We start from the raw sequence: 19,181 nt of genomic DNA, 5'->3' as shown, positions 1-19,181 counted from the left end.
GCTATGTAACCGATCTAAAAGCAAGATTCTTTATTAGGATAAAGGTTATCGGAACTCCGATAATGGCGGCAAGGGAATAAACAAGCAATTCAGGCAGACCACAAACGTTAAAAAAGATTAGAACAATGAAGTTTTGGATCAAAAAATTTGGAATGTACGAAAAACAAAATTTAAAATATTTAGGCCAAGACACCGCTTCTTTAAATGTCAGGCAGCTGTTAAGCAGATAGGATAGGCTGAGGCTCATTAAATAGCCAACCATAAAAGCCGTATTGACATTAAACAGCAGGGAAAACAGGTAAGCAAATAATACACCGTTTAGTGTATTGATCGTACCGATGACCAAAAACCCAATGAACTCTTTGGTTGTCAATAACCCCTTAGCTTTCTTGAATCCCGATGGATGATAGTCCGGCCATGGGATAAGATCATCACCGTCAACACGAAAACTTTGCTTAGCCAGCATGGCCAGGGGCGCATCCGATAGGGAATCTGAATAAAACTCATCAATCACCCAATCCTTGATTTCACGATTCAGGCGCTCAACTTTATTTTGTCCGTAACAATTTTCCCCTTCATACAGGCCGCTGGTTTTATTTACTTTTGAGGCCAGGATAGTTATACTCAGTCTTTCGCCGATCGGCTTTAGTAAAAACTCCGGCGAGGCGGAGATGATCAGATCACTGTTATGTCTCTGCTTTAAATACCAACCCTTGATTTTGCGTTCATGAGACTCCCAAAATCCATCGATGACTTCGTCAACATTTTGCAGGGACCGTAGAAAAGAATAAAAGATTTCTTTAAAGCGTACCTTGCTGTGTACTCCCAATCCATACAATAGCGCTGAACCGATTTGGGAGGGAAGATAACATGCGGTTCTTGGGTATTTCTTTAAGCAATAGACATAGAAATCCAGGGTACTGTCACCGCCGTAAATTGTCTTATCGAAGTCATAAACATTCATAGCTTCTTCAGATCCTCACATCAAAAAAATCGTGGCTGCAAGCTCATTAATCGAATGACAATAGATAATGATAAACATAATGAGGGCGTAGGAAATAACGAGACCGATCAAGGTTTTGTCCCCAAGAAAGACGTCAACCGGATCACCCTGGGAATCCCCTTCCACTTGCAGGCTGTATTTCATGCAAATGATCAGAACCAGCATCACGGTCCAGATCATATTATTTGTGGAATGCATGGCCATAGTCACCGGGTCCACACACCACAGGGCGTAAAAAGTGATGGTTAATCCTAAACAGACATACATATTCCGATCAAGAAAGTTTTGACTATAGAACTGGGATACTTGGCGAATATTGCCGTGTTTTTTAATTTCATTTCTTCTTTTTCCGAGCGCCAGATAGAAGGACAAGGAAATAACGGTTAAATAGAGCCAATTCGATATAATCACAGAAGAAATGGCAGAACCATAGATCACTCTTAACAAAAAACCGGAGACCAAAATACTAATGTCTAAGAGGGGGATGTTTTTCAGTCCCAAGCTATACATCATATTGAGAAAGATATAGGTTAGGATAATGATCCAGGCCAAGGCCCTGGTTCCAAAGGCCAGGTAGTTAAGAAATAGACTCATGATGACCAGAATAAGGGCCAATACTTTAGCGGACCTTATGGAAACAGCGCCGGAAGCAATCGGCCTTTTTGATTTGATTTCATGCAGCCTATCGCTTTCGACATCACGAATGTCGTTAATAATATAGATAGTCGATGCCGCCAGACTGAAAGCGATAAAACCAACCATAGTATTTAGAAGCATTTCTGCTTGGAAGAGATTGCCGCTAAAGAGCAAGGGTAAAAAGATTAAAAAGTTTTTCAGATAGTGATGGACGCGCATGGCTTTTAAAATCATTTTGGTTTTTATCTTGATCACAGTTCATCACCAGCTTTATGCTTAGCAGACTCTCCTCGAAAAGCAGTCATCGCCAAAATCGGAAAGATCCAACAGGCAATATAAGCGTAGCGTGATTGTGATTCGGTAATCAAATAGAAGAGGGCAAACCCGATAAAAAGGATATATAAAAGCTGCAGGCTTTGGGCACCAGATTTTTCTTTGCGAAATAATCCCCCAAGGGACAACGCCAAGAGGACGATCCAGACCATCTGATGGAAAAGAAAGCCCTGGGAAAGCATGGAGATGGCCATTTTGTTCCCCCTGTGAATACCTTGGGCAAATAGGGTCTGGGTCTTGAAGTCCGTACGTCCTGCTTCCGCCCAATAGGCGCCGCCAAAATCGCCGGAGCTCCATTGGTTGCTGCATTTTACCAGGTAAAATTTAAGCCATCCGCTGGGCGGAGTTTCCGTGAATCTTTGTTTAATTAGCCTTTGGCATTCTTGATTAACAGCCTCATATTCCCCGTTGAATTGACTAAACACGGAAGCGTCCTCTTTATTCCACCCGCCGCCGGAGGAAATATTGGTACCTTTAAGTACGGAAACCGTCAAAGGTTCTGTACCATGCCACAAGGGGTACTGGGTGATGCCCATTTGCACCAATATCAGGCTGATCAGAACAAAGGGTAAAAGGGAGGACAGTACAACACTAAGCACAGCCTTAAGCTTGGCCTGGATATGATTTTGATAATAGATCAATGCGTAAAGAACGTAAGCCACAAGAACTACATAAAGGAGGGGCCGGAATAAATGGGCAAGGCTTAATAATAAACCGGAACAAAGGAAGGGGATTGTTTTTTGGCCATTAACTGCTTGAAGATAAAAAAGAACACTCAGCAGCAATAAGGGCATCGCCAGGTTTTCTGAGGCAAAAACGTTGTTGTAATAGATCATTGGCGGGAAAATGCCGGCAATAAACATGACCCCAAGACTTTTAGGCCTGTCGTGGAATAATTGATCGGCTATAAAATAAAGTAAAACAACATTGATAAGCGAAAGGCCGATATTGATCAGACGAGTCATACTGAGCGCATCCGCAAACAGGTACTGGATCAAGCCGAAGTACATTACGGTAAGTGACATGTGGGGAAAGCGAGCAAAATAGTTGATACCCTTAAACATGTCGGTATGGCCTTGAATAACCTGACTGCCGTTATAAAACATCATGCCAAAATCAGAAACCGGCAGACTGTCTATATTTAAGAACCATAAAATTCGAAGATCCAAGCTTATGAGCAAGATGCCGGTGAAAAGTACCTTAAAACTGAGTCTGGGCCTGAGCTTATAAAACAAAAGTCCCAATCCGGTCCAAATACCAAGTAAGACAAGTCCTGTGCGGGATTGATCATACGAACCCGATGCTATGCAGGTGTTATAGATTGAACCCACAATAATGATGCTAAAAAGTACCTTCAAAACAGAATTAAGCCATAATGTCATTTTTTTCATCGTTTTATCCATCCTTAATTTGTTAACTGTATCTATTGTAAAACACACAAATTAAGAAAAACGCCTGAGTTTATGAAGGCTTTCTGAAGATAAGTCTGAGGAATTTTGAATTTTGATCGGAGCAAAACCTATATTATGCAGATTAATTATTCTAAGCTACAATAGAAAAAGATAATCGTTTTATTCGGATTAGATTATACCCAATCATGCGAAATCGTGCACAATCAACTATTTGGGGGCAGCTAATCCGTAAGCTCATCATTAAACGAAGAGGTGGTGATGAGGACTTAGATTCTTTACGGAAAAATGATAGGAGGAGGATTTAGACAATGACAGTTAAATTAGAAGAGCAACCAAGCAACGTGCAACCGATAAATAATCAACTGGAAAGTATCGATGCAAAACTAGGCATGGATAAAGAAGTATGGAAAGTCCTTGGATTTTTATTCAGGTACGCTTGAAGACGTTGCATCCATGGGCAAGAAAGTTACGATGTTTTTCACCTTTTGGGGATTAAATATTCTTCGTAAACACGAAAAAGTCAGCACTCAAAAGGGCTTTATGGATAAGATGTTCAGCATGATGATGCCGAGAGGAAGTAAACGGCTTAAGTTATCGAACATGAATATGCTGGGCATGGGCGGAAAAATGATCAGAAAAGTTATGAAGGACAAAAATGTTTCTTCCCTGGAGGATCTCATTAGTGCAGCGATGTGCAATGGAGTAGAGGTAGTAGCCTGCCAAATGTCCATGGATGTGATGGGTCTAAAACAAGAGGAACTGCTGGACGGCGTTAAAATTGGCGGAGTGGGTTATTATTTAGGAGAAGCAGAGGATTCAAACGTTAATTTATTTATTTAAACAAAGCCAACATTCATTCCGTCAATCGCTAAGCCCGGAGAGTTTTGTCTCCGGGCTTAGCTTGAAGGAAGGGCTCAACTCAAGGTGGATTTCTCAATAATTCCTTGAGCATCGAGGAATTTAAAATTGCCTATGATCGACTGGGCAATTTTCTGGAGTTCCAAATAATTTTCATGGATATTGAAATGCCGGGGCTGAATGGAATAGAAGCTTCCAAACGGATCAGGGAAGGATGGTGCTAAGTATTCTTGTATACATTGTTTATATGGCAACAAGAACGTAAAAATAATGTATAATTAAATGCATTAAATAATTGAAAAAGTTATTTTTAGAAAACCCATTGTATCAAGTACCCTTCGCAAAGTCGAGTGTTCAAATAATCATGGAGGAAGAAATTTATGAGTAGTTTTAAAAGAGTGATGGTAGCCAATAGAGGCGAAATCGCGATTAGGGTATTTAGAGCTTGTAATGAGCTGGGAGTAAGGACTGTCGCGATATATTCCAACGAAGACAAATACTCCCTCTTCAGAAGCAAAGCCGATGAGGCTTATCTCATCGGTGAAGGAAGAAGTCCTGTTGACGCTTATCTAAATATTGAGGAAATCATCAGTCTGGCAATCAAAAAGGGCGTAGATGCAATCCATCCAGGATACGGCTTTTTGTCAGAAAACCCCGAATTTGCCAAACGTTGCGAACAGGAAGGTATCGAATTCATTGGACCGACTGCAGAGATGATGGACTCGCTGGGCGACAAGATCAAGTCAAAGATTGTCGCCAAGAAATTCGGAGTCCCGATTATTCCGGGTTATGAGAAGGATATTAAAACTGTGGCTGAGGCAAGAAGGCACGCGAAAGAATGCGGTTATCCTCTGATGCTTAAGGCGACTGCCGGAGGCGGCGGAAGGGGAATGCGGATCGTCAGAGACGAAAGTGAGCTGGAGTCTGGCTTCTTAGGCGCTAAAAGCGAGGCGAAAAAAGCCTTTGGCATTGATCATATATTTATGGAAAAATTCATTGAAAAACCCAAACATATCGAAGTACAAGTCCTCGGGGACAAGTACGGCAATATAGTACACATGTTTGAAAGGGACTGTTCAATCCAGAGACGGCATCAGAAGGTCGTGGAGTTCACACCTGCCTTTTCCATCCCTCAGGAAATTAGAAATAATATCTATCAGGACGCTCTGAAGATTGCGAAGGCTGTAAAATACAGAAACGCCGGAACCCTTGAATTTCTGGTAGACAACCAGGGGAATTATTATTTCATTGAAATGAATCCGCGGATCCAGGTTGAGCACACGGTTACAGAGATGGTTACGGGGATAGATATCGTCCAGGCACAGATCCTGATCGCCCAAGGATACGCCCTGAATTCTCCTGAGATCGGGATAAACTCCCAGGAGGATATCATGTTCAATGGGTATTCCATTCAATGTAGAATCACGACAGAGGATCCCGCGACTAATTTCGCTCCTGACACTGGGAAGATCGAATCCTACAAGACGGGTTCGGGATTCGGGATCAGATTGGACGGCGGAAACGGATTCAATGGCGCTGAAATCAGTCCCTATTATGATAGCCTCCTCGTCAAGAACATCTCCTGGTCCAGGAGTTTTCAGGATGCCATTAAGAAATCCATCCGATCTATAACGGAGACACAGATTACTGGGGTCAAGACCAATATGGGATTTTTGATCAATGTTCTTAATCACCCGCAGTTTCTTAACGGAGAGTGCCATACCGGTTTCATCGAGGAAAATCCTGACTTAATCTCCCTTACTCAGAAATCGGATGATGAAAGCCGGCTTCTGAAATTCCTCGGCAATGTGGTAGTCAATGAGACGAGGGGGTTAAAGCAGGAATATGACGTTCCCAAGGTACCCAAAACCGAAGGTATCAGTCTGAACGATCTGAGTGGGACCAAGCAGATCCTTGATGCTCAAGGTGCTGAAGGGCTTGTCAACTGGATAAAATCTCAGAAGAAGGTATTGCTTACAGACACGACTATGCGGGATGCCCATCAATCTCTGATGGCGACAAGGATCAGGACCAAGGATATGGTTAAGATTGCCAAGGCAACTTCAGCCTACGGCAAAGATCTATTTTCTCTTGAAATGTGGGGGGGCGCAACCTTTGACGTGGCCTACAGATTCCTCAAAGAGTCTCCATGGGCAAGGCTGGAGCTGCTGAGGAAACGAGTCCCGAATATCCTCTTCCAGATGCTCATAAGAGGAGCGAATGGGGTAGGCTATAAGAACTATCCGGACAATGTCATCAGAGAATTTATTAAAGAGTCAGCAGTCACTGGAATTGATGTCTTTAGAATCTTCGACTCTCTAAATGAGCTGAGAGGCATGGAACTCTCTATCGAGGAAGTCTTAAAGAACGGGAAGATCGCCGAAGCCTGTATTTGTTATACGGGAGACATCCTCGACAGTAAGAAGGAAAAGTATAACTTAGATTACTATATCAAGCTTGCGAAAGAGATAGAAAAAACCGGTGCCCATATTCTGTGTATAAAAGACATGTCGGCCCTCTTAAAGCCTCATGCGGCCTATAAGCTGGTTAGCACCTTGAAAAATGAGATCGGTATTCCCCTTCATCTTCATACCCACGACACTACAGGTAATGGGGTGGCAACCGTACTCATGGCTGTGGAAGCGGGGGTAGATATTGTGGACACTGCATTTAATAGCATGTCAGGACTTACGAGCCAACCGGCCCTGAATTCCATCGCTGCAGCTCTTAAAAATATGGAAAGGGACACGGGAATTGATTTAAAAGGAATCCAAAAGGTGTCTGACTACTGGGAAGCAGTACGACCGGTTTATGGCAAATACGAGTCGGGCTTGAGATCGGGATCTGCTGAAATTTATAAGTATGAGATTCCCGGAGGGCAGTACTCCAACCTTAAGCCTCAAGTGGAAAGCTTCGGGCTTGGGCATAAATTTACCGAGATTAAGGAAATGTACAAGACAGTTAACGAGATGTTAGGGGATATCGTGAAAGTCACTCCGTCCTCGAAAGTCGTAGGAGATTTTGCGATATTTATGGTCCAAAATAACCTCACTCCAGAAAATATTTACGAGAAAGCAGAACATATGACCTTTCCTGATTCTGTCGTAGCTTATTTTAAGGGGATGATGGGCCAGCCCATGGGAGGTTTCCCAGAGAAACTCCAGAAGCTGGTCCTGAAGGGGGAAAAACCCATTACTGAGCGTCCAGGTGAACTGCTCCCAGATGAGGATTTTGAGAAAATCTCTAATCACCTAAGGGATAAATTTGAGTTTGAACCAACTAAGAAGGATATCCTGAGTTATGCCTTGTATCCGGAAGTGTTTGAAGGATTCTTGAAAATTGTAGCCGAATACGGAGACCTGAGCAGGCTCGGGAGCGATGTGTTCTTCCATGGTCTACATGAAGGAGAGATTATCGAGGCTGAGGTCGCAGAAGGAAGGAGTCTAATGATCAAGCTCCGCTCCATTGGAAAGCCGGATCTGGAAGGGTACAGAACTCTGGTGTTTGAAGTCAACAGGAATAGAAGAGAAATCAAAATCAAGGACAAGAACTGGAGCGACATCAACATTCTTAGCCAGTCTGGAGAATACAGTTTGACGGAGATGGCAGACCCTGACAATAAGAATGAGATTGGATCCACTATCCCAGGGACTGTGGTGACGTTAATGGTAAAAGAAGGAGATCAGGTAACCCAAAATCAAACCCTGGTGGTTGTCGAAGCTATGAAAATGGAAACAAGGATAACGAGTTCTATCTCAGGGATTGTCAGGTCGGTAAATATTAAGGAAGGACAGCAGGTCAAGGCTGGAGAACTCCTTATTGTTGTCGAATAGCAACAACCTACCCTTAGCTTAGCTCGTGCTTTGTAGGGAAATTGTTTGTGAAGGAAACAGAGTTTGGCACAGCGGTCGGGATGGATTGTAGACACTGAAGCCTACAGTGGACCGGAAGAGGGCGGCCCATAGTTATGGCAACCGAAGGACTAAAAGAACTGAAGTAATGTTTGGACCACCTGGGTATGCGTACACTTATGTTATGCATACCCATTGTAATTTCCTTTACTAGTGTGTTTCGTGCTGACAGGTGCCCTTTGGCATTATTTTTGAAATATTCAGTGATCGGTAGAAGGAAAATCAGAAAGTTCGGCGAATAAGATACTCAAGAATACCGGCATCCCCTTAAAAGGCAATATCTCAATAATTTCCGAGATAAAGCAAATCGATGAATTACTTACTTCAACGAAGTTATTGAAGAAAGTAGAGTGGAGGGAACCAACTTGAACAAATATTTTTTAAAAGAGTCCGAAGTAGTGTTATTGGTCATTGATATTCAAGACAAATTAATTCCTGTGATGAAATACGGCGAACAAGTTATTCAAAACATCAATACACTAATTTCCGCTGCCAAGAAATTAGGTGCTCCTATCATCGTCACAGAACAATACCCCAAAGGCCTAGGGAAGACCGTTTCAGAGGTAAGCAACAATCTCGAGGGATCGTTAACCTACGAAAAGTCTACCTTTTCAGGCTGTACCGGTGAGGTAACTTCGGCACTTAAGGGGCTGGGACGAAAGAAAATCATTATTACCGGAACGGAAACCCATGTTTGTGTTTTTCAAACGGTAAGGGATTTACTTGACAATGGTTATCAGGTTTTTGTAGTGCGTGATGCGGTGTGTTCAAGAACCAAGGAGAATTACTTAAACGGGTTATCCCTGATGACATCTATGGGAGCAGTAGAGACTAACACAGAAACGGTATTATTCGATTTGATTAAGCAATCAGGTACACCTCTGTTCAAGGAACTCTCTAAACTGATAAAATAGAGAAGTAATGCACGTAGCCACAAGAGTTCATTTTTGGCCGGCCAGAATTATAAAATCAAACATAGGTGTATTTTTCAGAATCGAAGGCGTGTATAATTTAATATTAATCTATAAAGAAAGAAGAGGATGATTTACAAATCATCCTCTTCTTAGAATACCTAAATGAGGGGGCACACTATGTTAAAACGTGTTACTATACTTGTAGCAATAGCTATTCCTCTCAATTGGGCGACAGATTATTAGAATATAACTCTGTTGATTACTGCTGTTCAATGTATTATTTACTTAATCTATGAACTGTTTCTACTTAATAAAGTAGTGCCCCTTTATGTACATTTTTATAGGTATTATTTTGTTTAAGATAATCGTTAAAATCGTTGGTAAAGTTTTAAAGATATACGAGAAAAAATCAATTAGGTATCAGTTTCTATGGTTTGTATAGATGACTTTGCGGAATAGTCACAAATTGGCTAAGTCTAATAGCCGGTGGTTATATTATTTGGGTTTACCAGTCTAGGCAGGTCGTTTGGGGAATGTCTTTCTTAGGAGGGATAAATTGGATAATTCTATGAATATTGGGCGCTTGATCCTATTTACTCTATTAGTAGTTTACGAAATTTACGCTTTCAGAAAAAAGAAATCATTGAAAAGCAAACTTCTTCCAACGATTTTGCTGGTTGGTATAGGATTGTTATGCTTTGTTCTAGTACATTTTATAGGGATTATAGGCAGCATCTTCGCTATACTGGTCCTAGAACTGTCGCTTATGTCTTCAATTCTAGTGATACTTGGAGAGATTGGGATAAATCTATTGAGCTCTCGGAGAACTACCCCCAAACTACTTCAATTAGTTAGCATATTCCTAATTTTGGTAACCGTCTATTATCTGGCAGAAAGGGTCTTTTAGAGTTGACGAGGTATCAGGAGCTGATGAATCCTGATAGGGTATTCACTTAAAAGTTTATAAAGTGTATACATTTCAACCTTTGAAGGAATTTCATCAAACATGTCGAAAGAATTTATAAAGTAGAAGATATTCGTGGCTACGAGGAAGGTAGCTGAAAAGTTACTTTTTAGCGTCAAACTAAACATATATAAAAAGGAATAGTGGGCAATAGGGCTCTTCATTTATCCTGGTTACCGGGATTATATGAAGAGCTCTTTTTTATAATATCGAAGGTTAGAGGGGGAGTTTTTTTGAGTAATTGGTTGAAACATTATATTGTACCTATAGTATTTTCAGGGGCTATGCTTTTTCTAGGGGTCATATTTAGGAATAGCAATTATACTTTTCCATTACTTTTAGTTAGTATCGGCGGCTTTATGACTATTTGCTTATTACATATCAGAAAGACCTTCGAGTTATTAGATTACTCGATAGAATATTTGAAACGGGGATCACTAGGGGATTACATGGTTTTAGAAAAAGGAGTAAGATTGGTTGAGCAGTTAAATGACCAAATAACGACAATTCTTCAAAGTAATAATTTAGACCGTGAAATGCTTATAAATATTCAAAAGAAATTATTAATGGAAAATCACGAATTTATGGCTTTAAGTTCTTTCTGGGAACCCAATGCTTTTGACCAGAGAGACAGCAGTTTTCAAAATATTGATTACTATGATAAAGGTACTTTTACGGCCTATGTTTACCGTGATGGGGACGAAGGCATTAAGGTCATTAGTCTCGGGGATATCTATAATCAGCCATGGTACAGTGTGCCAAAGAAAACCGGCAAAATCACAATAACTGAGCCTTATGAGGAAAATATTAAAGGCAAAAAGATTTTAATGGCGAGTGTTGTAATGCCGATTATTTTTAAGGGCAAGTTCCTGGGGGTTATTCCTACAGACATTGTCTTGAACGAGATTGAAGAAATACAAACGGATGTTGTATTGTATAAAAATAGGTTCAAAAATACACTAACAGAAACAATCGTCAAGGGTTTGGTCAATAGAAAAGATGAGTTTGGTATTCTCGGACAAGCAATCAAAGCGACAAATGTCAGTCAAAAACAGATCTTGAATCGGTTGTTGCAAACAACGAACCAGGTTACGGAAACTTCTAAAGGACTAACAGTCATATCACAAGAGTCAGCCAAAGCTGTTGAAGAGATTTCTAAAACAATCGAACAAATTGCCTCTAGTGCAACCACCCAGGCCTTAGAGACAGATAACGGCGTCAATGAGATTACGGAGTTAGGTAAGATTATTGAACTGGATCAACAATATTTGAATGACCTAAATAGTTCAGCTGAAACAGTTGAAAGAATGAAAAACGAAGGTATAATCGCTATAACAGACCTAATAGAGCGCACAAGAGAAAGAGAACATTATACCGATCGGATAGAGGAAGGGATTATCAAAACGAATGTAAGTGCTGAGAAAATTTATTCTGCAAGCAAACAGATTCAGAATGTAGCAGATCAAACTAATTTGTTAGCTCTAAACGCGGCTATTGAAGCAGCCCGGGCTGGTGAAGCCGGAAGAGGATTTTCCGTCGTGGCAGAAGAAATTCGGAAGCTAGCAGAGCAATCAAGCAATTTGACCAACGAAATTCATTCCGTAATAGATGAGCTACAATCGAATTCACAAAGTGCCGTAGAAATCATTGGAAAAAGTTCGGTCATTGCTGAGAAGCAAGAAAACAGTGTTAAGATTACGAGTGAGCGCTTTGAAGGAATAGCCCAAGCCGTAGAAAAGACCAAAGAAATTATTGGAAACTTAAATATTTCTGGTCAAAGTATGAAGAAAAAAGAGAATCAACTTATTAACATGGTAAAGAAATTAGATCGTATCGCTGAAGAAAATGCCGCCAGTACACAGCAAGTTTCGGCGGCTTCTGAAGAGCAAACAGCATCAATGATGGAAATTGCGAATGCAAGCCAAGGTCTTTCTACTTTAGCTAATGAATTACAACAGGCCATTAATAAATTTAAGTAAAGTCTTTTTTCTTTCCTACTAAGTAATACGGATATATGAAAGCGAGGCGGCCAAAAGGCGCGGTTTAATAGGGAAACTTGTTGAACCATACCCCAAACCGATACGGAAAAGCAAGAGAGAGGCCTTGTCCCGCAAGGGATAGCGCCTCTCTACTTGCCTTGAACGGCCAAAAAAGATGCCGGTTGAGCCTAGTGGGACCTTTTCGGAGCAGAATGGCGGGCGGCGTGTCGCTGCTGCTGAACATCAACAACTTCGCGACGCGATCCGGCAATATGGCTAATCCGTCCGCAGTCTTGAAAGCACAGTGATTAAAGAACTGTCGCAAGAAGAAGTTGAAGGCGTGTCAGAGACATTGCGTAATGTGATAAAAAAAAGGATAGGAGATATGAAAAATGAGCAAAAACAATGGATAAGGAAAAGCTAATGGGGCATAATAAATAACTCGACTAAACTGAGGTTCAGCGGGTTGGCAAGACGAATAGGAGGTAGTGCGATGCTAAAATTAGATTCTGGTGAATCTTCCGTGATTAATTTCGGTGCTGTCATTCCCGGGGAGGCGCAAAAGTCTATAATGTTCGTCGCTTCTTCGGCCGCGAACGTCACAGCCCGGATTGACGGAGGCGGCGACCGGTTTCGCATCGTAACCGTTGCGTGTCAAGCGGTCAGCTCACGGCAACTTACACCTGATGAGATTGACCAGTTGCCGCCCCATATGCGAAACGATCCTCGCTACCACGTCTCGATCGAGAGGACGGTGATCGGCACGTCCGATGGCGTCACGCCGCTGACCGTCGGGGAGCAGCAGGAGGTCGTTTTTTACGTGGCATTCCGGGGCGAGGACCACGCGGCGGAGGGTGGGCATTCAGCCACACTCGTAATCATCGGAGCGGGGAGCCCGATCACAGTGCCGATGTCGGCCCTGGTGGGACAGGTGAAAGCGGACGTCCCGACCACCACCGTGTCGGTGACTCAGGGGGAGACAGCGGTGCTGTCCGTTACAGTCCGGTCGGCGTTCGGGCCGGACACCGCTGTCCGGTTTGAAATGGATGCTAATACGGGACTATCGATGAAACCGGTGGTCGTCTCCGTTCCCCGCAGCGGGCAAATAGAAGCGTCGCTCCGCATTGAGGCGGCCCGCTTCGCAGAGACAATCCAGTTTCAGAAATACCTGCAAATGTCGGCTTTCGACGGGCGACAGGTCACCTTCCTGCCCCTCTCGTTTCATATCCACCCTGCTCCGATTCCGCCTGAGCAATCGCCGGCCCATATCCAACCAATCAAACCCGACTGGTGGCAATGGCGTGGCGAGAATCCGCGAAATAGACCATGGAAGGAGGAGTACTCGGTATCGGGGACATTCACGAACAAGGGTGGGTTTAACATTCAAGACCTTGCCATCACCATCTTTGAGACCACTGAGGACATGGGGAGCATTATGGGCGAGGCGAACCAGGGCTCGACGGAACATGGCCTCGTGATGCCTTCGCGCGAAGTAACCGGGGCGACGGGATCTCTCAAGAAGGAGTGGCAATGGTTCATTCCCGTGGTCTGGGTCGTCAAGGGACCAATTTATAAAGACTTTCGATACAAGGCGCTCATTTCAGCCAAGGATGTCAACGGAAATCCATATCCCCCGGTAACATCAGCCGAATTGCGCGTTACTGTCATCGTATCTACGCCGAAGTACCTCGCGGGGCAGTTTGCCATGAAGGCCGCAATCGCGGCTGCTGTCTTCGCCGCAAGCATTATCATGGCCGCCGTGGGTGCGGCGGCGTATGCCGCGGCCTCCGTCGCGGGCGCGATCGCCCTCGATCCGCCTGAACCGGATCCCAATTTCCAGGGCCGCATCCTGCTTCCGCCGCTCGGCGAGGTGCCGGCGTCTGGCCCGAACCGCAACGTAATCCGGCTGTACCGGCTCAGTGAGCGTATTATGCGCATCGAACTCACGAAGAGCCTGATCGAAGGTCGGCGGCTGGGAGCACTGGCCGCGGGGGACGCGCAGTGGGCCGAGAACCACAAGCAGGATCTTGCCGCAGCGACCGCCCTGCAACGAAGCCTCGCGAACGAGGTTCGTGGCCTCGAGCCACAAGCGAAGCAAGATATCATGGCTCTCGTCCCGCCAGGCACTGAACTTCGGCACGCGCGTGAACAGTTGATAAACAGCGGCCTGACGACCGAACTTGCCGAGCAAATGCAATTGCCGGAGGAGCATTGGTCGGGCTTCGACGCACTGCTTCGTTCGGACCTGGCCCTGGCTGATACCGACATTGTCGGGACCGTCGGCGCAACTGTTGCGCCGCTGGCGGAGTTCGCTGACAGCCTGGCATGATGCCGCCAGGTGCCTCGGGCAAAAACCCGCGCCAGGCTAGAAACATTATGCAGGTGATCTACTAGTGACTGCTTACGGCCTGTTGTAATTGTGCACGCATATTGGCGATTAACCAATCACCGCCAATGTCATTAATCAATGATATGAGCGCATTCCTTCAAGAACAGCCCACCACCATTTCAGAATATGCCGAGCAGCTGGCTAGGCATCTGATTTAAAAGGTCAGTGTCTACGAGAATAAATTCACCGTGGAATTCAAGTCAGGCGTGACTGTGGATGTGGAAGCATAACAATAAAACAAGCGGCACTCTACGGAATTACAACGTAGTGTGCCTTGCTTGTCTTTGTGGCATAATATACGGTTCAGAAAAAGACAGCTTTAATAACCAGCCAGATAACTAATAGCCAAATTAGGGCAATAGGAATCGTATAGAGCCACTTCTTTGGCTTCCCGTTTTGCCACATCCCTTCGGCTTCTTTCCTAAATCTTTCAAAAGGACTTTAGGGAATGAAGTGAATTGTCAGTGCTATTAACGCTGGTAAGTAATAACATTGCCAAGGTAGCCGAGTACAGGAATAAAGTCTGGAATCAAATCAATAGGCGAAAGAGCATAGGCAATCGTTATACCGGCTAAAATTTTAGCAATCGTTGGTGTATCTTTACTTTTCAAACTTAAAAACACGGCTAGTATAACTGTTTTTAATTGTCTTGTTCTTTCTTTTAGATTCATAGTATCGCCTTTCAAATTCTGATTTATCGCTACGTAAACGGCTCATTTCTATTATAACATCTAACCTGTTCTCTCGCCGAAAATAACATCTTTGCTCCTGCTATAATGCAATAGCACCTTAATGCGATTTGGTGGAGGGGCATTATTATGGAATCCAAAGGAAATAATATGTTTCCAGAAACAAAACTAAATGCAGTAAAAAAAGCCTTAGAGGAGGAGGGAAACGTATTGAGTTCCATTGTGCTAGGTTTTCAAGATATCGACAAAACAAAACTCATGGTTGTTGGGGGTAAAGGCGCAAACCTGGGGGAACTTTCCAAGATTGAAGGAATACGCGTACCGGATGGCTTTTGCATTTCTACTGAAGCCTTTAAGAGAATCATTAGGGAAACGCCATCGATTAACGAATTACTTGATCAGTTATCCCTGCTAAAGGTGGAAGACCGGGATAAAATCGGTGAACTTAGCGGTGAGATTCGCTTACGTCTCGAAGGGATAGCCATCCCTCAAGACATTAATGAAGAGATCACCCGCCTTTTCTCCAGGCTTGATGAAAAAAATGCCTATGCAGTACGATCCAGCGCAACTGCTGAGGATTTACCGACGGCTTCCTTTGCAGGCCAGCAGGATACGTATTTGAATATTATCGGAAAAGAAGCAATCCTAAAGCATATCAGCAAATGCTGGGCTTCCCTATTTACGGATCGTGCGGTAATCTACCGAATGCAAAACGGATTTGACCACAGCCAAGTTTATTTATCCGTTATCGTGCAAAGGATGGTTTTCCCACAGGCTTCAGGGATATTATTTACCGCTGATCCGATTACCTCTAACCGAAAGTTGCTATCAATCGATGCCAGTTTTGGACTTGGAGAAGCACTGGTCTCTGGCTTGGTGTCTGCCGATTGTTATAAAGTACAGGAAGAGGAAATCGTTGATAAGATAATAGGAAGCAAGAAATTGGCAATCTATGGACTAAAAGAAGGCGGAACAGAGACACAGCAGATCGACCCTGATCAGCAAAAGACGCAAACACTTACCGACCGGCAAATTTTACAGTTGGCACGCATAGGAAGACAGATCGAAGCTTATTTTGGTTACCCACAAGATATCGAATGGTGTTTGGTTGATGATACATTTTATATTGTCCAGAGTCGGCCAATCACTACTTTATACCCCATCCCTGAAGCAGAGACCCAAGAAAATCACGTTTATGTATCTGTCGGTCATCAACAAATGATGACTGACCCCTTGAAACCATTGGGAATGTCGATATTCCAGTTAACATCTTTTGGACCCAGGTTTAAAGCTGGTGGAAGGTTGTTTGTTGATGTTACACCTATGCTGGCTTCCCCTGACAGCAGAAAAACGTTATTAAATACCATGGGAGAACACGATCCGCTCATGAAGAACGCACTCATGACCATTGTAGAGCGAGGAGATTTTATAAAACCGTTGCCAAAGGATAAGAAAGAAGTTCCAGGCAAAAGCAATAAAGGGATACCGTCTTCGGGGTCTCAAGCACAAATCGAAAACGATCCGGCCATCGTTTCCGATTTGATTAAGAGTAGTCAAACATCCATAGAAGAGTTAAAACAAACCATCCAAAGGAAATCAGGATCAGATCTATTTGATTTTATTCTGGAAGATATCCAGCAATTAAAGAAGATCTTATTCGACCCAAAAAGTTCAGCTGTGTATATGGCCGCTATAGATGCTAGCGTCTGGATCAATGAAAATATGAACAAGTGGTTAGGTGAAAAAAACCTAGCAGACACCCTTTCTCAATCTGTACCAAACAATATTACTTCGGAAATGGGTCTGGACTTATTGGATGTCGCAGATGTGATTCGTCCTTATCCGGAAGTTATTGATTATTTACAGCATGTAAAAGATGATAACTTTTTGGAGAAAATAGTTAAGTTTGATGGCGGGCGTGTTACCAAAGACGCTATCTATGCTTTTCTCAACAAATACGGAATGCGCTGTGCCGGAGAAATCGATATTACTAAAACGCGTTGGAGCGAAAAACCAACGACACTTGTCCCCATGATTCTCAGTAACATCAAAAACAATGAGCCAAATGCCAGCCATCGGAAATTTGAACAAGGGCGACGTATTGCTTTGGAAAAAGAACAAGAGTTATTAAATCGATTGAGGCAATTACCGGATGGTGAACAAAAAGCCAAAGAGACAAAACGAATGATTGACCTAATGCGGAATTTTATCGGTTATCGTGAATATCCAAAATACGGCATGGTTAATCGATACGACCTTTATAAAAAGGCTTTGCTGAAAGAAGCCGAACAACTTGTACAAGAGGGCGTCATTCATGAAAAAGAAGATATATACTATCTCACGTTAGAAGAACTTGGCGAAGTCGTAGGCACAAATAAACTGGATTACCAGATCGTAAGCATTCGAAAAGACGAGTACAAACTATATGAAAAACTAACTCCCCCACGTGTTATCACGTCTGATGGTGAAATCATTACAGGTGCTTACAAACGAGAAAATCTCCCAAGCGGTGCGCTTGTAGGTCTGCCTGTTTCTTCCGGAGTTATAGAGGGGCGAGCACGTGTCATCTTAAACATGGAAGATGCTGATCTAGAAGAAGGAGATATATTAGTCACCACCTTTACTGACCCTAGCTGGACACCATTGTTTGTATCCATAAAAGGCCTGGTCACCGAAGTTGGTGGATTGATGACCCATGGAGCAGTTATCGCTCGTGAATATGGCTTGCCAGCAGTTGTCGGAGTAGAAAATGCCACCAAACGAATAAAAGAGGGGCAACGAATTCGCGTGCATGGAACAGAAGGGTATATCGAACTATTGTAATAGCTGAATAGGTCCAGATTTAATGAGTAGCACCGCTCCAGTGGTTGCATAAGCGGTGATGGTGCTCGGGTTAGCGTCAATATGATCTTTCGATGCCGCACTGAAAGACGGAGTGTTTGAAGTGGAAGGCTCTAACTTCCATAGACTATGTGGCGATCCTAAAAAAGGGAATGAAAATGAAATATGCATGATTTTATGCATGTGGAACACGAGCGAACCACGATTAAACGTTGATTCATCAACGATGTATAAAATCCTGTATAAACGATAAAAAATGCAAAAACGCCAATCCCTTATGGTTCAAGGGTTTGGCGTTTTTGCTGACTTCCTAAAATACACGTTATGCCAACCTCACATGAATACGGTATTCATTCCTTAGATAGGGTCAATTGGAAGAAAACGTGTGAACTGATGATGGAGAACCGTATTTCCCTCTTGTATGAAACCAAACCCATCGATTCCCCATGTATTCACTCTGATAGGGTCCGGTGGAAGGATAGGATCCGGTGGATGGACAGGATCCGTTGGATGGGTCACTTGAACTTCGTAGATTGGGTTTGGTGGAATGACAGGGTCAGGTGGATAGGCTTGAACGCTGAACAGTTGCCCTGCTGGGATCGTAAACGTAAACGGTGTTAAAACAGGGATAAACCCTACAGGCGGAAAAAAGATCACGCCATTTTGGATCGTGACGCCATCTCCATTTCCATTTCCAATCTCTGGTTCATTCACAATCTCCCCGCAAAGGAACCCGAACTTCGGAAATTCCTCAGGGGGACACAGGTTTTGCCAATTTAGGATCGATACGGTGACGGTTTGGGGGGCGTTGCTGACGTTGAGGGCGGAAACTTGAATAAAGCTGGTATCTGCGTCTCGAAAAATCGGTCCTGATGTGACCGTTTGAACGCCTGGACCAACTGATACCGAAAGTTCATCCAATACGAGGCGATGAGCCGCAATGAGCTGTCCAGATCCACTTTTCCCCCAAACGGAAATTTCCGTACTTCCTTCTGCTGGACCACTTGTGGTAAAAACAAATTCAATTGCATCAAAGTTGGCAAAATAATCCTTGGTTACCACTTGATTAGGGGCAACGATGAAAAGTTCAAGGACATATAACGTTCTGGTCCCGTTTAAGTGATATCCCTGTAATAAAACACTGGAGGAATTTGTTGAATCATTGTTATCGATTTTAACGGTTACTTGTTGGGTGGGTCTGACCCCACCTACCGGACGGTTTTCAATCGGTCCGGTTGATAAAATGGCCATT

Annotated in this window: 12 protein-coding genes and 1 pseudogene; 8 read left to right on the top strand and 5 right to left on the bottom strand. The window is 43.4% G+C overall.

The window, feature by feature from the left end; translation table 11 throughout:
* Position 1 precedes the first annotated feature (1 nt).
* The 3 genes from M8E35_RS26720 to M8E35_RS11755 are packed head-to-tail and all read right to left on the bottom strand — an operon-like array spanning position 2 to position 3,363.
* Positions 2 to 964, bottom strand: coding sequence for a haloacid dehalogenase-like hydrolase (locus M8E35_RS26720; RefSeq protein ID WP_309446462.1), 963 nt, complete (start codon positions 962 to 964; stop codon positions 2 to 4).
* Positions 965 to 979: 15 nt separating this feature from the next.
* Positions 980 to 1,894: a UbiA prenyltransferase family protein gene (locus M8E35_RS11760; RefSeq protein ID WP_252469273.1), complete on the bottom strand. Its 915-nt coding sequence runs from the start codon at positions 1,892 to 1,894 to the stop codon at positions 980 to 982.
* The gene (locus tag M8E35_RS11755; RefSeq protein WP_252469271.1) at positions 1,891 to 3,363 is read right to left on the bottom strand and encodes a glycosyltransferase family 39 protein; all 1,473 of its coding nucleotides are present in this window, start codon (positions 3,361 to 3,363) and stop codon (positions 1,891 to 1,893) included. The genes M8E35_RS11760 and M8E35_RS11755 overlap by 4 nt, the downstream gene beginning before the upstream one ends.
* A gap of 329 nt (positions 3,364 to 3,692) precedes the next feature.
* Here M8E35_RS11755 and M8E35_RS26500 point away from each other — a divergent pair, with 329 nt between their 5' ends.
* From M8E35_RS26500 to M8E35_RS11730, 7 genes and pseudogenes are all read left to right on the top strand, one after another.
* Entirely contained in the window at positions 3,693 to 3,824 is a 132-nt protein-coding gene (locus M8E35_RS26500; RefSeq protein ID WP_289710799.1) for a hypothetical protein, read from the top strand.
* Positions 3,793 to 4,224: pseudogene (locus M8E35_RS11750) on the top strand (DsrE/DsrF/DrsH-like family protein); the annotation flags it as partial. The gene M8E35_RS26500 and the pseudogene M8E35_RS11750, both read left to right, overlap by 32 nt.
* Before the next feature lie 398 nt (positions 4,225 to 4,622).
* Positions 4,623 to 8,075, top strand: a complete 3,453-nt coding sequence (locus tag M8E35_RS11745; RefSeq protein ID WP_252469269.1) for a pyruvate carboxylase — start codon at positions 4,623 to 4,625, stop codon at positions 8,073 to 8,075.
* Between the two features lie 106 nt (positions 8,076 to 8,181).
* On the top strand, positions 8,182 to 8,307 hold the full coding sequence (locus M8E35_RS26920) for a DNA-3-methyladenine glycosylase (protein WP_373887442.1): 126 nt from the start codon (positions 8,182 to 8,184) through the stop codon (positions 8,305 to 8,307).
* 211 nt (positions 8,308 to 8,518) lie between these two features.
* On the top strand, positions 8,519 to 9,067 hold the full coding sequence (locus M8E35_RS11740; protein WP_073032307.1) for a hydrolase: 549 nt from the start codon (positions 8,519 to 8,521) through the stop codon (positions 9,065 to 9,067).
* Between the two features lie 1,413 nt (positions 9,068 to 10,480).
* Positions 10,481 to 12,010, top strand: a complete 1,530-nt coding sequence (locus M8E35_RS11735) for a methyl-accepting chemotaxis protein (protein ID WP_252469267.1) — start codon at positions 10,481 to 10,483, stop codon at positions 12,008 to 12,010.
* Positions 12,011 to 12,503: 493 nt separating this feature from the next.
* A complete protein-coding gene (locus M8E35_RS11730; RefSeq protein WP_252469264.1) occupies positions 12,504 to 14,339 on the top strand; it encodes a hypothetical protein in 1,836 nt (611 codons plus the stop codon).
* A 530-nt stretch (positions 14,340 to 14,869) separates the two neighbouring features.
* Here M8E35_RS11730 and M8E35_RS26715 read toward each other — a convergent pair.
* Positions 14,870 to 15,070: a YkvA family protein gene (locus tag M8E35_RS26715; RefSeq protein WP_309446461.1), complete on the bottom strand. Its 201-nt coding sequence runs from the start codon at positions 15,068 to 15,070 to the stop codon at positions 14,870 to 14,872.
* Positions 15,071 to 15,298: 228 nt separating this feature from the next.
* On the opposite strand from M8E35_RS26715, the gene ppsA reads away from it, so the two are divergent.
* On the top strand, positions 15,299 to 17,911 hold the full coding sequence (gene ppsA, locus M8E35_RS11720) for a phosphoenolpyruvate synthase (protein WP_252469427.1): 2,613 nt from the start codon (positions 15,299 to 15,301) through the stop codon (positions 17,909 to 17,911).
* A gap of 375 nt (positions 17,912 to 18,286) precedes the next feature.
* On the opposite strand, the gene M8E35_RS11715 is transcribed toward ppsA, so the two are convergent.
* Positions 18,287 to 19,180 carry a hypothetical protein gene (locus tag M8E35_RS11715; RefSeq protein WP_252469261.1) on the bottom strand — a complete coding sequence of 298 codons (894 nt, stop codon included), beginning with the start codon at positions 19,178 to 19,180 and terminating at the stop codon, positions 18,287 to 18,289.
* Position 19,181 lies beyond the last annotated feature (1 nt).

The organism is Desulfosporosinus nitroreducens (assembly GCF_023897015.1).
Lineage (GTDB): Bacteria > Bacillota > Desulfitobacteriia > Desulfitobacteriales > Desulfitobacteriaceae > Desulfosporosinus > Desulfosporosinus nitroreducens.
The sequence above is the reverse complement of the archived record's forward strand: the minus strand, read 5'-3'. Positions and strand labels throughout refer to the sequence as shown.

What these genes read in the sequence shown, in the direction of transcription:
- M8E35_RS11730 (WP_252469264.1), top strand. Translation starts at nt 12,504, where the DNA reads ATGCTAAAATTAGATTCTGGTGAATCTTCCGTGATTAATTTCGGTGCT.
- M8E35_RS11755 (WP_252469271.1), bottom strand. Translation starts at nt 3,363, where the DNA reads ATGAAAAAAATGACATTATGGCTTAATTCTGTTTTGAAGGTACTTTTT.
- M8E35_RS11735 (WP_252469267.1), top strand. Translation starts at nt 10,481, where the DNA reads ATGGTTTTAGAAAAAGGAGTAAGATTGGTTGAGCAGTTAAATGACCAA.
- M8E35_RS26715 (WP_309446461.1), bottom strand. Translation starts at nt 15,070, where the DNA reads ATGAATCTAAAAGAAAGAACAAGACAATTAAAAACAGTTATACTAGCC.
- M8E35_RS11745 (WP_252469269.1), top strand. Translation starts at nt 4,623, where the DNA reads ATGAGTAGTTTTAAAAGAGTGATGGTAGCCAATAGAGGCGAAATCGCG.
- M8E35_RS26720 (WP_309446462.1), bottom strand. Translation starts at nt 964, where the DNA reads ATGAATGTTTATGACTTCGATAAGACAATTTACGGCGGTGACAGTACC.
- M8E35_RS11715 (WP_252469261.1), bottom strand. Translation starts at nt 19,180, where the DNA reads ATGGCCATTTTATCAACCGGACCGATTGAAAACCGTCCGGTAGGTGGG.
- M8E35_RS26500 (WP_289710799.1), top strand. Translation starts at nt 3,693, where the DNA reads ATGACAGTTAAATTAGAAGAGCAACCAAGCAACGTGCAACCGATAAAT.